The sequence below is a fragment of the Sphaerisporangium sp. NPDC005288 genome (genome assembly GCF_040607475.1).
In the GTDB taxonomy this organism is placed as follows: Bacteria; Actinomycetota; Actinomycetes; order Streptosporangiales; family Streptosporangiaceae; genus Sphaerisporangium; species Sphaerisporangium rhizosphaerae.
The window spans coordinates 19,770-32,880 of sequence record NZ_JBEXGT010000051.1 but is presented as its reverse complement, the minus strand read 5'-3'; the positions used below and the strand labels follow the sequence as shown (position 1 = coordinate 32,880).

12 protein-coding genes are annotated in these 13,111 nt (G+C 71.8%); 8 read left to right on the top strand and 4 right to left on the bottom strand.

The window, feature by feature from the left end:
- Window positions 1-96 precede the first annotated feature (96 nt).
- Together ABZU32_RS34815 and ABZU32_RS34810 are read left to right on the top strand one after the other, a co-directional pair.
- Window positions 97-768 (top strand): Crp/Fnr family transcriptional regulator, encoded by a 672-nt coding sequence (locus tag ABZU32_RS34815; RefSeq protein WP_354929289.1) that lies wholly within the window; start codon window positions 97-99, stop codon window positions 766-768.
- A gap of 51 nt (window positions 769-819) precedes the next feature.
- A complete protein-coding gene (locus ABZU32_RS34810) occupies window positions 820-2,304 on the top strand; it encodes an MFS transporter (RefSeq protein ID WP_354929286.1) in 1,485 nt (494 codons plus the stop codon).
- 58 nt (window positions 2,305-2,362) lie between these two features.
- Here the strand turns inward: ABZU32_RS34810 and ABZU32_RS34805 are convergent, their stop codons facing one another.
- A complete protein-coding gene (locus ABZU32_RS34805) occupies window positions 2,363-3,028 on the bottom strand; it encodes a TetR family transcriptional regulator (protein ID WP_354929283.1) in 666 nt (221 codons plus the stop codon).
- A 77-nt stretch (window positions 3,029-3,105) separates the two neighbouring features.
- Between ABZU32_RS34805 and ABZU32_RS34800 the strand changes: the two genes are divergently transcribed.
- The 4 genes from ABZU32_RS34800 to ABZU32_RS34785 all read left to right on the top strand — a co-directional run bounded on the left by ABZU32_RS34800 (window position 3,106) and on the right by ABZU32_RS34785 (window position 7,840).
- Window positions 3,106-4,563 carry an MFS transporter gene (locus ABZU32_RS34800; RefSeq protein WP_354929280.1) on the top strand — a complete coding sequence of 486 codons (1,458 nt, stop codon included), beginning with the start codon at window positions 3,106-3,108 and terminating at the stop codon, window positions 4,561-4,563.
- Between the two features lie 218 nt (window positions 4,564-4,781).
- Window positions 4,782-5,861 (top strand): L,D-transpeptidase, encoded by a 1,080-nt coding sequence (locus ABZU32_RS34795; RefSeq protein ID WP_354929277.1) that lies wholly within the window; start codon window positions 4,782-4,784, stop codon window positions 5,859-5,861.
- Window positions 5,862-6,007: 146 nt separating this feature from the next.
- Entirely contained in the window at window positions 6,008-7,312 is a 1,305-nt protein-coding gene (locus ABZU32_RS34790) for an endo-1,4-beta-xylanase (protein ID WP_354929274.1), read from the top strand.
- Between the two features lie 87 nt (window positions 7,313-7,399).
- Window positions 7,400-7,840: a sterol carrier family protein gene (locus tag ABZU32_RS34785; RefSeq protein ID WP_354853047.1), complete on the top strand. Its 441-nt coding sequence runs from the start codon at window positions 7,400-7,402 to the stop codon at window positions 7,838-7,840.
- A gap of 64 nt (window positions 7,841-7,904) precedes the next feature.
- On the opposite strand, the gene ABZU32_RS34780 is transcribed toward ABZU32_RS34785, so the two are convergent.
- Window positions 7,905-8,471 carry a DUF4190 domain-containing protein gene (locus ABZU32_RS34780; RefSeq protein ID WP_354929271.1) on the bottom strand — a complete coding sequence of 189 codons (567 nt, stop codon included), beginning with the start codon at window positions 8,469-8,471 and terminating at the stop codon, window positions 7,905-7,907.
- A gap of 199 nt (window positions 8,472-8,670) precedes the next feature.
- Here ABZU32_RS34780 and purF point away from each other — a divergent pair, with 199 nt between their 5' ends.
- Window positions 8,671-10,107, top strand: a complete 1,437-nt coding sequence (gene purF, locus ABZU32_RS34775; protein ID WP_354853043.1) for an amidophosphoribosyltransferase — start codon at window positions 8,671-8,673, stop codon at window positions 10,105-10,107.
- An 88-nt stretch (window positions 10,108-10,195) separates the two neighbouring features.
- Window positions 10,196-11,224 carry a phosphoribosylformylglycinamidine cyclo-ligase gene (purM, locus tag ABZU32_RS34770; RefSeq protein ID WP_354929268.1) on the top strand — a complete coding sequence of 343 codons (1,029 nt, stop codon included), beginning with the start codon at window positions 10,196-10,198 and terminating at the stop codon, window positions 11,222-11,224.
- Between the two features lie 234 nt (window positions 11,225-11,458).
- Here purM and ABZU32_RS34765 read toward each other — a convergent pair whose 3' ends face one another.
- A complete protein-coding gene (locus ABZU32_RS34765; protein WP_354853039.1) occupies window positions 11,459-11,683 on the bottom strand; it encodes a DUF3073 domain-containing protein in 225 nt (74 codons plus the stop codon).
- A gap of 150 nt (window positions 11,684-11,833) precedes the next feature.
- Window positions 11,834-12,940, bottom strand: coding sequence for a Glu/Leu/Phe/Val dehydrogenase dimerization domain-containing protein (locus tag ABZU32_RS34760; protein ID WP_354929265.1), 1,107 nt, complete (start codon window positions 12,938-12,940; stop codon window positions 11,834-11,836).
- Window positions 12,941-13,111: the final 171 nt, after the last annotated feature.

The window sequence follows — 13,111 nt, the reverse complement described above, 5'->3', positions numbered from 1 at the left end:
TACGCGAACCGCGGGCCCCCGCACCGGGAAAACGACCGTGACCGCACCGCAGGGGCGCGGCATGATTCGAGCGTTGCCCCTCACCCTGGAGGAACGATGACGTCCACGCCGACCGAGCCTGGAGAGTTCCTGTCCCTGCTCACCAAGGAGGAGGCCGACGACCTGTGCGCCGCCGGCCGCAAGAGGCGGTGGGACCGCGGCACGACCGTCATGAGCGAGGGTGACACCTCCGACTGGGCGCTCGTGCTGACCTCCGGGCGGGTCAAGGTGTCCTCCTACACCGCGGGAGGCACCGAGGTCGTGCTGGCGATCCGCGGCCCTGGAGCGCTGCTGGGCGACATGTCGGTCATCAGCGGTGAGCCGCGCTCGGGCACGGTGACCGCCCTGGAGCCCGTCGAGGGCGTCGTCGTCCGCGACTTCTCCGGCTTCCTGAACGACCACGGCCGGGTGGCGGTGCTGCTGCTACAGCTGGTCGTGGGCCGGCTGCGCGACTCCGACCGCAAGCGGGTCGAGTACGGCGCGTTCGACACCACCGGCCGGGTGGCCACCCGGCTCGTGGAGCTGGCCGAGCGGTTCGGCGAGCCCGCCAACGGCGGCGTGCGGGTCGCCCTGCCGCTGTCGCAGGACGAGCTGGCCGGCTGGACCGGCGCCTCCCGCGAGGCCGTCAGCAAGGCGCTGCGCTCGCTGCGCGACCGCGGCCTGATCGAGACGGGCCGGCGCCGCGTGGTCATCTACGACCTCGAAGGCCTCCGCAAGCGCGCCCGTTGAGGGGGATTAATGGGTTAATCGGGACGTACGGCGTACGTCAGACTGGGGGGCATGGTCGCCCACCCGCTTGATCGGACCGCGGACCTGCTTCCCGGCACCCCCGAGTACGCGCGCAGGCTCCGTTACGCGTGGCGGGTCTGCTCGGTGACCAGCCTCGGGCTGGCCCTCATCGGCGTCAACGCCAGCACCCTCAATGTGGCCCTGCCCGCGGTGGTGCGACACTTCGAGGCCGGGGCGTTCGCCTCCTCCTGGATCCTGCTGTCGTACCTGCTGGTCAGCACCGCGACGCTGGTCTTCTTCGGCCGGGTGGCCGACCTGCTCGGGCGGCGCGAGGTCTACCTGGTCGGGTTCGCGCTGTTCACCCTGTGCTCGTTGCTGGCCGGGCTGTCGCCGAACGTCGGCTTCCTGATCGCCATGCGGGGGCTCCAGGCGCTCGGCGCGGCGATGATCCTCGCCAACGGCACGGTGATCATCACCGACGCCTTCCCGCCCGACCGGCTCAGCCAGGGCATGGGCGTCTACATCGGGACCCTGTCGGTCGCCCAGCTCGCCGGGCCCACCCTGGGCGGGCTGATCGCCGACACCGCCGGCTGGCAGTGGGTCTTCTGGGCGAACGTCCCGCCCGGGGTGATCGCGCTGGTCTGGGGGTGGGCGACGCTGCGCAGGGTGCCCACCGGCGCCCGCACGCCGGTGGACGCGGCCGGCAACCTCATCGTCTTCGCGGCCCTGTCGGCCGCCCTGATCGCCCTGTCGGAGGCCGGGTCGCGCGGACTGTCCAGCCCCGTCGTGCTGGTCGGCGGGCTGGTCTTCCTGGTGCTGGCGCCGCTGCTGGTCCTGGTCGAGCGGCGCGCGTCGCACCCGGTGCTGGACCTGCGGCTGTTCGGCGAGCGCATGCTGACCTTCGCCAACCTGGCCTCGTTCTGCACCGCCCTGTCGCGCTCGGCCCTGGTGCTGCTGGTCGCGCTGTACTTCCAGGCCGCCCGCGGCCTTGACGCCTTCACCGCGGCGCTCGCGGTGCTGCCCGTGCCGGTCGGCATGGCGGTCGCCTCGCCCATCGCGGGCGCCCTGGGCCGCCGGATCTCGCCCTACCTGCTGTCGGTCGGCGGCTGCGTGCTCAACTTCGCCGGGCTGGCGTGCCTGATGCTCACGACCGGCGGCGCGAGTCCGTACTGGATCATCGCCATCGGCCTGTTCCTCGCCGGGGGCGGCAACGGGACCTTCCTCACCGGCAACACGACCCAGGTCATGAGGGCCCTGCCGCCGGGGAGCCTCGGCGTGGTGAACGGCTTCCGCCTGATGATCATGAACGTCGGCATCGTGCTCAGCGTGGCGACGACACTGACCGTGCTCAGCAGCGCGCTGTCGCCCGAGCTGCGCGGCCTGGTCTACGCCGGCACCCTCTCGCGCCTGTCCCCGGTGGCGGTGGCGCAGCTGATGTCCGGCTTCCAGCGGACCTACCTGGTGCTCGCGTGCGTCGCGCTCGCCGGCGTCGTCACCGCCGCCTGCGCCCGCCCCCGGCGCCCGGCACTGCCCTGACCAGGGGCCCGCCGGCCGGACCGGACCCGCCGGACCTCGGTTCGCTGGACCCGGTTCGCTAGGCCGGCCCGGGGCGCCGCGCGGCCATGGCCTCGACGCCGCGCAGGAGCAGGTCGACGCCGAAGCCGTAGTAGCCGTCGATGTCCGGCGGCTCGCTCAGCGTGCCGCCGTACTGGATCATGCGCGGGTAGCGGTCGCCGGGCATCGACTCCAGCTTGAGCCGGCGCAGCCGGCGCTCCTCGGCCTCTCTGGGCTCCCCGGTCCACAGCGGGCACCCCTTCACCAGGGCCGTCACGCCGTTGAGCAGGTAGGAGGAGACGGCGAACGCCTCGCGCGAGGTGAACCCGGCCTCCGCGAGCACGTCCAGCGTCGCCTCGGTCGCGCGGTTGAAGCTCTCGAGCTCGTGCTTGTCCTTCACCGCGCCGAGCAGGTCGGGCACGCACGGGTTGTCGCGCATCGCCCGCACGACGGCCTCGACGATCACGCGCAGGCGTCTCTGCCACGGGTCGCCGGGGGAGACGTCGGCGGTCACGCCGGACAGGACGTGCTCGGCGAGCGCCGCCATCAGCTCTTCCTTGTTCTTGAAGTGCCAGTAGAGGGCCATCGGGGTGACCGCCAGCAGGCTCGCGAGCCGGCGGATCGTCACCGCGTCCACGCCCTCCTGGTCGGCGAGCGCCAATGCCTGCTCGACGACCGTCTCGCGGGTCAGTTTCTCCTGGGCCACTTGACAACTATACAACGTACAAGGTCTGCTGTACGACGTACATGTACGCCGTACAAGTACGTCGTAGAGGAGAAGCTGTGCAACGTCGTTGGTGGGCGCTGGTGGCGGTCTCGCTGGCCACCTTCATGACTTATCTGGACAACAACGTGGTGAACGTGGCGCTCCCCACCATCCAGAGGGAGCTGGGGCTGACCATCTCCGGGCTGGAGTGGATCGTCAGCGGATACATTCTGGTCTTCGCCGGACTGCTCATGGCCGGGGGCCGGCTCGCGGACGTCTTCGGCCGGCGGCGGGTGTTCCTCGCCGGCGTGGCGCTGTTCACGCTGGCCTCGGCGGCGGCCGGCCTGTCCGGGGACGGGACCGCGCTCATCCTGAGCAGGGCCGCCCAGGGCGTCGGAGCGGCGCTGCTGGCCCCGTCGGCGCTGGCGCTGCTCTCGCTCACCTTCCCCGACGCCCGCGAACGCGGGATCGCGGTGGGCGTGTGGAGCGCGATCGGCGGCCTGGCCCTCGCGCTCGGCCCGGTGACCGGCGGGTTCGTCAGCGAGAACTGGCACTGGGGCTGGATCTTCCTGATCAACGTGCCCATCGGGGTCATCACCATGGCCCTCGCCGCCTGGTCCATCGGCCGGACCGGCACGCCGGCGCGGCGCCGGCTGGACCTGCCGGGCCTCGCGACGTCGTCGGCCGCGCTGTTCGCGCTGACGTACGCGCTGATCGAGGGGGACGGCGAGGGATGGACCTCCGCCCCCATCCTGGGCGCCTTCGCGCTCGCCGCGGTGGCCGCCGCGACGTTCGTGCTGCTGGAGTCCCGCTCGCGCGAGCCCATGATGGACCTGTCGCTGTTCCGCGACCGGGTCTTCAGCGGCGGCACGCTGGCCATGGGCCTGTGGGCGTTCGGCGTCTTCGGCATCTACTTCTTCACCGCCCTGTGGCTGCAGAACGTCCTGGGCTTCTCCCCCACCGAGGCGGGGGCGGCCTTCGTCCCCATGGCCCTGCTCATGGCGGCCCTCGCCACCGTCGCCCCGCGCATCGCCGCGCGCCTCGGGACGGCCGTCACGGTCGCCGCCGGGCTCGGCGCGATGGCCGTGGCGATCGCCGCGATGTCGACCATCGGCCGGCACGGGACCTACATGAGCCTGTTCCCCTGGCTGATGCTGTACGGGCTCGGGGCGGGGATGCTCGTCCCGCTCACCAGCGCCATCCTCGGCGCGCTGCCCGCCGAGCGCGCCGGCCTGGCCTCCGGCGTGCTGAACGTCTCCCGCGAGGTGTTCGGCCTGCTCGGGGTCACGGTCCTCGGGGCGGTCCTGAGCGCGCGGGCCAGCGCGAGCGCCGCCGCCGGCGCCGCGCCGCTGACGGCGTTCCTGGACGGGTACCGGCTCTCGCTCATCGTCGCGGCGGCGATCGTGGCGGTCGGGGTGCCGGTCAGCCTGGTGTCGCTGCGCACGCGGCGGGCGGACGCCGTTCCGGCCTCCGCCGGCGCCGCCCGCGAGCCCGCCGGACCGGCCCCCGAGCCCGTCCCCGAGCCGGTGGCCTGACGGTCCGGGCGCCCCGGTCGCGAGGACGATCCGGCCTGCTCCGCCCGGCGTTTCGCGCGGCCGGACGGGGCGCCGGAACCGGCGGCCAAACGCCGACGCCGCCCATCGTTACGTGATCGTGATTGGTCGTTGGCGCACATAACGCGCTTTCCGGGTGTCTCACATAAGAGACGCAATGGATGACATCCGGAGCGAAGCGCGTATATGAGGAGTAGAGAGTGAACCCCCTGAAGCGGACGGCCCCCGCGTTGCTGGCCATCGCCGCCCTGGTCACCGCGGCGGCCTGCTCGGCGGACGTGCGCACCGCACAACCCGCGCCGGGCAGGGGCACGACCGAGACCAGCGTCCATCCCCGGGCGACGGACGACCCGTCCCCCGCCGCGACGGGCGGCGCCGGGCAGGCCAGGGCCGCCGGCGTCTCCCTGCGGCGGTTGCAGGCGCAGCCCCTGCGCATCACCGACATCACCCCGATGGGCGAGAAGACCGAGAAGATCGGCGTCGGCTCCCCGATCATCGTGACCTTCGACAGGAACGTGAAGAACAAGGCGGCCGTCGAGACGGTGCTGCAGGTCCAGGCCGAGAAGCCCGTCGAGGGCGCCTGGCGCTGGGTCTCCGACCGCCAGGTGGTGTACCGCACCCGGACGTACTGGAAGCCGCACCAGAAGGTGCTCTTCAGCGCCCGCCTCTCGCAGATCGCCGGGAACCAGGCCGTCAAGGACGTCAGCCGCCGCTTCGCCATCGGCACCGCCAACGTCTCGGTGGTCGACACCAAGAAGCACGTGATGAAGGTGCGCCGCGACGGCAAAACGGTCAAGACCATCCCGATCAGCGCCGGGCGCGGCGGGCTGGTCAGGAACGGCGTGGACGTCTACCTCACCACCAGCGGCGTCCACCTGACCATGGGCAAAAAGCCCGTGGAGACGATGACGTCCGCCTGGATGGGCGTCACCGACCCCAAGGACCCGCTGTACTACAAGCTGGAGATCCCCTGGGCGGTGCGCATCTCCAGCAGCGGCGAGTACGTCCACCAGAGCGCGGGCGACTACCAGTTCCTCGGCAGGTCCAACCAGAGCCACGGCTGCGTGCGGGCCACCCCCGCGGGCGCCAGGTGGTTCTACGGCATCGCCCAGCGCGGCGACGTCGTCACCGTCACCGGCACCAAGCGCAAGCTCGACTGGCGCAACGGCTGGAGCTACTGGCAGCTCACCTGGACCCAGTGGAAGAAGGGCAGCGCCCTGCCGAACGGCGTGCCCACCCCCACCCCCACCCCCTCGGCCCCGCAGGACGAGATGAGCTGATCCGGGTGACCATGGCGGCGGCGGCCGCCGACGAGGTGCTTCTAGAGTGGGACCCGGGCGGGCCAGGACCGCGCCCGCGGCGACGGCCGCGGGACCCTGCCGCCCCGCCCGGTCACATCCCTCCCGACCCCCTGGAGGACGTCCCCATGCCCTCGCACGCCGGACCGGCCCACCCCGCCGACCCCTCGATCACCGAGCACCGCACCGCCGACGCCACCCTCACGGTCACCGTGGACGGGTCCCCGCTGGCAGGCCAGGAGGTGGTCGTGGCACAGCGCGGCCACAAGTTCCTGTTCGGATGCATCGGGTTCGACTTCATCCCGCTCGCCAACGGCGAGTTGTCCGCCGAGGAGCAGGCCGGCCCCGGCGGCGTCACCGGGTCGCTGGGCGAGGCCTCCGCCGCCCAGGCCGAGCACCTGGCCGAGCTGTGGTTCGACGTGTTCAACTTCGCCACGCTCCCGTTCTACTGGGGGCGCTTCGAGACCGTCCGGGGCCGTCCCGACACCGAGCGGCTGCGCAAGACGGCGCGGTGGTTCGCCGACCGCGGCGTCCCGGTCAAGGGCCACCCGCTGGCCTGGCACACCGTGACGGCCGACTGGCTGATGGACCTGCCGAACGCCGAGATCGCCCGCGAACAGGCGGCGCGCATCCGGCGGGAGGTGGGCGGGTTCGCCGGCCTGGTCGACATGTGGGACGTCATCAACGAGGTCGTCATCATGCCGATCTTCGACAAGTACGACAACGGCATCACCCGCGTCTGCCGCGAGATCGGCCGCATCCCCATGGTGCGCATGGTCTTCGACGCGGCGCGCGAGGCCAACCCGAACGCCACGCTGCTGCTCAACGACTTCGACATGTCCGCCGCCTACGAGTGCCTGATCGAGGGCGTGCTGGAGGCCGGCATCAAGATCGACGCGCTGGGCCTGCAGAGCCACATGCACCAGGGCTACTGGGGCGAGGAGAGGACCCTCGCCACCATCGACCGCTTCGCCCGCTACGGCCTGCCGATCCACTTCACCGAGACGACGCTGGTGTCGGGCCACATCATGCCCGCCGACATCGAGGACCTGAACGACTACCAGATCCCCGAGTGGCCCTCCACTCCCGAGGGCGAGGCCCGCCAGGCCGACGAGATCGTGCGCCACTACAAGACCCTCCTGTCCCACCCGTCGGTCGAGGCGATGACGTACTGGGGCATGTCGGACGGCGGCTGGCTGGGCGCGCCGGGCGGCTTCGTCCGGCTCGACGGCACCCGCAAGCCCTCCTACGACGCGCTGCACTCGCTGGTCAAGGGCGAGTGGTGGCTCCCGCCCACCACGATGGCCACCGACGACCAGGGCCGGGTGCGGTTCAACGGCTTCCTCGGCGAGTACGAGGTGACCGCGGCCGGCCGGACGGCGGCCTTCCGCCTCGACGCGCCCGGCGAGGCGGCGGCCGCCGTCGCCCTGTGACGGCCGCCTGAGGACGCACGCCCGTCCCGCACGGGCAGGCCGCCCGTGCGGGACGATCCGGCGCCCGGAGCCGCCATGATGGAAGGCGTGGCCGCTCGCAAGGTAGACGTGGAGAAGGTGCGGGCCGCGCTCGACGCGCAGCTCGCCGAGCTCGGGGAGCATCCCTACGACGGGCCCGCGCAGGGCGCGCCCGACGCCGCCGTGCAGGTCGTGCTGCGGGTCTACGACCAGGGCCTGCGGCCCGAGCGCGACGTCGCGCGCCTGGCCGTCCGGCACCTGCTGGAGCGCCTGGCCGAGCGGGCCCCGGGCCGGACGGTCGAGGTGCGCGTGCCGCCGTACGCGGCGGTGCAGTGCGTGGCGGGCCCCCGGCACACCCGCGGCACCCCGCCCAACGTCGTCGAGACCGACCCGCTCACCTGGCTCGAACTGGCCACCGGCCGCGTCGCCTGGCACGAGGCCATGGACGCGGGCAGGATCAGCGCCAGCGGCGCCCGGGCCGACCTGTCGGAGCACCTGCCCCTGCCCTGAGCCCCGCCGCTCCCACCGAGGCCCGCCCAGGGGGCACGCGGGTCACCGGGGCTCTCCCCGGGGGTCACTGGGACGGGTTCTCCACGTTCACGCCCAGCTTGCGCTCCACGCACTGCTGCACCTCCACCTGCGTCGGCAGGTTGAAGCACTCGCTGAAATTGCCGAGGAACCACACAAAGCCGATGATCGCCAGCACGATCGTGAGCGCGCTCAGCACGATCCCGGCGATCGCGCGGCCCCGGTTGCTGTTCTTCGCCACCGCGACGATCCCGACGATCAGGCCGGCGATCGCCGTCAGCACACCCAGGCCGCAGATGAGCAGCAAGAACAGGCTGATGATGCCGAGCACGAGCGCCGCCGTGCCGAGCCCGCCGCCTCCGGGCGGGCGCTCTCCGTAGGGGCCCTGGTAGGGCGGCGTCCCGTACGGCGGCGTCCCTCCGGGCGGCGTCCCCGGAGGCGGTCCGCCGTACGGAGGCTGACCACCGTAAGGAGGCTGACCGCCGGTGGGCGGTCCACCCGGGTACGCCCCGCCGTGCTCGCCGCCGTACGGAGGCTGTGCGCCTCCGGGCGGCGTGCCGCCCCGAGATTCGCCCCAGGGCTGGGAGGTGTTCGGGTCGCCAGGTGTCGTCACAGTGCGCTCTTTCGACCTGTATGGGCATGCCGGGTGCCACCACTCTCCCCCGGCGTGGTGCGCCCGGTCCGGCCGACACGGCAAAATGGCGGAGATCTTTCCCCAAAGCGCCACGCGAAGGCCCCATTCCGCACGGACGCCGCGCCTTGCCCGGACCCGGATTACCGGCAGCGGACAGGGCCAACTTAGACTGAAGCACGTGCTAAAAGGCGACGGCCGGCTCGGCCATGACCTTGACCCCCGTGACCGCGCGCCGCAAGACGCCTGTGGTGTCTTCGGCGTATGGGCCCCCGGGGAGGACGTCTCCAAACTCACCTACTACGGCTTGTACGCGTTGCAGCACCGCGGGCAGGAGTCCGCGGGCATCGCGGTGAGCGAGGGCAGCAGGATCCTCGTCTACAAGGACATGGGCCTGGTGGCCCAGGTCTTCGACGAGTCGGTCCTCGGAACCCTGCGCGGACACCTGGCGATCGGGCACTGCCGCTACTCCACGACCGGTTCCAGCGTGTGGGAGAACGCCCAGCCGACGCTCAGCTCCACCGAAGGCGGCGGTCTCGCGCTCGCCCACAACGGCAACCTGATCAACACTCCCGATCTGGCCCTGCGGCTGCCGACCGGGGCGATCAGGGCCACCACCGACACCGAGGTGCTGACCACACTGCTCGCGCACGACCGCTCCAAGTCCATCGAGGACGCCGCGGCCGAGCTGCTCCCGCAGGTCAAGGGCGCCTACTCCCTGGTCTTCATGGACGAGAAGACCCTGTACGCCGCCCGCGACCCGCAGGGGATCCGCCCGATGGTGCTCGGCCGCCTCGAACGCGGCTGGGTGGTGGCCTCCGAGACCGCCGCGCTCGACATCGTGGGCGCGAGCCTGGTCCGCGAGATCGAGCCGGGCGAGCTGCTCACCATCGACGAGCAGGGCGTGCGCTCGCGCCGGTTCGCGCTGGCCGAGCCCAAGGGCTGCCTGTTCGAGTACGTCTACCTGGCCCGTCCCGACACGACCATCGCCGGGCGCGGCGTGCAGGCCACCCGGGTCGAGGTGGGCCGCCGGCTCGCCAGGGAGCACCCGGTCGAGGCCGACCTGGTCATCCCGACCCCCGAGTCGGGCACCCCGGCCGCCATCGGGTACGCCGAAGAGAGCGGCATCCCCTACGGCCAGGGCCTGGTCAAGAACTCCTACGTCGGCCGCACCTTCATCCAGCCGTCGCAGACCATCCGCCAGCTCGGCATCCGGCTCAAGCTGAACCCGCTGCGCGAGGTCATCGCCGGCAAGCGCCTGGTGGTCGTGGACGACTCGATCGTGCGCGGCAACACCCAGCGGGCGATCGTCAAGATGCTGCGCGAGGCCGGCGCCACCGAGGTCCACGTGCGCATCTCCTCGCCGCCGGTGTCCTGGCCGTGCTTCTACGGCATCGACTTTGCCACCAAGGCCGAACTGATCGCCGGGTCCAAGTCCGTGGAGGAGATCCGCGCGTCCCTGGGCGCCGACTCGCTGGGGTACATCTCCCTGGAGGGCCTCACCGAGGCCACGACGCTGCCGACCGAGCGGCTGTGCCGGGCGTGCTTCGACGGCAACTATCCGATCCCGATCGACCGCGACAACGTCGGCAAGTTCGTTCTCGAGGCCAAGGCGTGAGCGCGCGACGCGCCACCATGCCCGAAGCGCCCCCTGTGCTCCCAGTGTTCCGCGTGTCCCCGGTCCTGCCGACCGGTGAGGAGGTCCGGTGACCAGCTACGCCGCGGCGGGCGTCGACATCGAGGCGGGCGACCGCGCCGTCGAGCTGATGAAGTCCCGGGTCGCCCGGTCGCGGCGGCCGGAGGTCGTGGACGACGCCAGCGGCTTCGCCGGGCTGTTCGACGTCTCGGCGCTGCTGCGGTTCAAGCGTCCGCTGCTGGCGACCTCGACCGACGGCGTGGGCACCAAGGTGATGATCGCCCAGGCGCTCGGCAAGCACGACACGATCGGCGTCGACCTGGTCGGCATGGTCGTGGACGACCTGGTGGTCTGCGGCGCCGAGCCGCTGTTCATGACCGACTACATCGCCTGCGGCAAGGTGGTCCCCGAGCGCATCGCCGACATCGTCGGCGGGGTGGCCGAGGGTTGCCGGCTGGCGGGGTGCGCCCTGGTGGGCGGCGAGACCGCCGAGCACCCCGGCGCGATGGGCCCGGACGAGTACGACCTGGCCGGCGCCGGCACCGGCGTCGTGGACGCCGACCGGCTCCTCGGCCCCGACCGCGTGCGGGTCGGCGACGTGGTGCTGGGCCTGGCCTCCTCGGGCGTCCACTCCAACGGCTACTCGTTGGTGCGGCACGTCCTGCGCACGTCCGGCCTGGATCTCGCCTCCTCGCCGCCGGAGCTCGGCCGCACGCTGGGCGAGGAGCTGCTGGAACCCACCCGCATCTACTCGCTGAACTGCCTCGCGCTCACCCGGGCCGTGGAGGTCCACGCCTTCGCCCACATCACCGGGGGCGGGCTGGCGGCGAACCTGGCCCGCTCGCTGCCCGCCGGCGTCGACGCCGTGCTCGACCGCTCGTCGTGGACGCCACAGCCGATCTTCGAGGTGATCGCCGGGTACGGCGGGGTGCCCCGCGAGGAGATGGACCGCACCTTCAACCTGGGCGTCGGCATGTGCGCGATCGTGCCCGCCGACGCGGCCGACCTCGCGCTGACCACCCTGCGCGACGCCGGCCAGGACGCCTGGGTGCTCGGCGAGATCGTCCAGGGCACCGGCTCGGCCCGCTTCACCGCCTGAGGCGCCGGGGCTCCGCGGCCGCCGGGCCACCGCCGGCGGCCGCCGGGCGGCATCGCGTGACGCAAGGTCACCGTGGCGATCATGAGGCTGACGTCACATGGCGGCGAAAGGCTCGAACACGACGAAGAGCTCCTTGCCGCTTGCGGCGGCAAGGAGCTCATTTCGGTGCGCGAATGAGGCACTCGGCGAGCCACTGCTCGCCGGGTGCCCTGCCGGCGTCAACCCGAAAATCGCCTAACGGCGACGGGACCTGTCGTCCTCGTCATCGTCGTCGACGTCACCGGCGTAATCGGCGTACCGATCGGCCAGCTCATCATCGACGACGTCATCATCGTGTCGGTTGGAGTCGTGATTGACTCCGAGCTCCTCGCGAAGACGGTCAAGATCGGTGCCGCCGCTGTTGTACTTGAGCTGGCGTGCAACCTTCACCTGCTTGGCCTTGGCTCGGCCGCGCCCCATCGGCTCGACCCCCTCATGCGGGGTCGTGCCCGACCCCTCGTCGCTAACGCTCCACGCGCTGACGCCGCCTGACTTCCGGCCCCAGCTCTCGTTCGACTACAACCGTACCTGTTTTGCGCGCTGCTCGGTACGCCGTATGGGCGTCCGCGGTCAGCGGCCCAGCCAAATACCCCTAAGCCGACCGACTTCCGACATTCTGCGCTCGGCCAGCCTATCGGCCGCGGCCGCCGGAGGTACCCCTTCCTCCTCAGCGATCGAAAAGATCTTCAACGTCGTATCGAAGATCTGCGTCGCCTTTACCCGGGCGCGGTCCATGTTGAACCCCTCGATCTCGTCGGCCACCTGGATCACGCCGCCGGAGTTCACGACGTAGTCCGGAGCGTAAAGGACTCCCCGCTCCGCGAGCTGCTTCTCCACGCCGGGATGCGCGAGCTGGTTGTTGGCCCCGCCGCACACGATCTTGGCGCGCAGCCCGGCGACGGTGTCGTCGTCCAGGGCCCCGCCGAGCGCGCACGGGGAGTACACGTCGATGTCGGCGAGCCTCATCGCGGCGGCGTCGGCCACCACCTCGACCTGGGGGTGACGGGCGAGGACCCGCTCGACGGCATGCTCGCTGACGTCGCAGACCACGACCTCGGCGCCGTCCTCCAGCAGGTGCTCCACCAGCCGGTGGCCGACCTTGCCGACCCCCTCGACGCCCACGCGCCTGCCGCGCAGGGTGGAGGCTCCGTAGACGTACTGGGCGGCGGCGCGCATGCCCTGGAAGACGCCGTACGCCGTCAGGATCGAGGAGTCGCCCGCGCCGCCGTGGGCGACGGTGCGCCCGGTGACGAAGCCGGACTCCCTGGCGACGATGTCCATGTCCTCGCTGTAGGTGCCCACGTCGCAGGCGGTGTAGTAGCGCCCGCCGAGCGACTGGATGAAGCGCCCGTAGGCCCGCAGCAACTGCTCGCTCTTGTCCCTGGCCGGATCGCCGATGATCACGGCCTTGGCCCCGCCGAGGTCGAGCCCCGCCAGGGCGTTCTTGTACGCCATCGCCCGCGAGAGGTTGAGCACGTCGGCGAGGGCCGCCTGCTCGCTCTCGTACGGGTAGAACCGCGTGCCCCCGAGCCCGGGGCCCAGCGCGGTGCTGTAGATGGCGATGATGGCGTGCAGGCCGCTGCGGTCGTCGGAGCAGAAGACGACCTGCTCGTGTCGCGGCGCCTGTCCGCTGGCTGGGCTCGGGTCCTTGTGGGACAGCCCGAAGACGTCGGTCACTTTGGTGACTCCCGGTCATTTCCGTCCGCCGCCTCATCGCGGCGGATCTGAGGAAACCACCCTATCCAGCCCGCCTCGAGGCTCACCATGATCGTCCATATCGCGACACGTCAGAGCCGCGGAGCGCACGCCACTCCCGCCGCGGCGGGGTTCTCACTCGCGTCCGCTCGC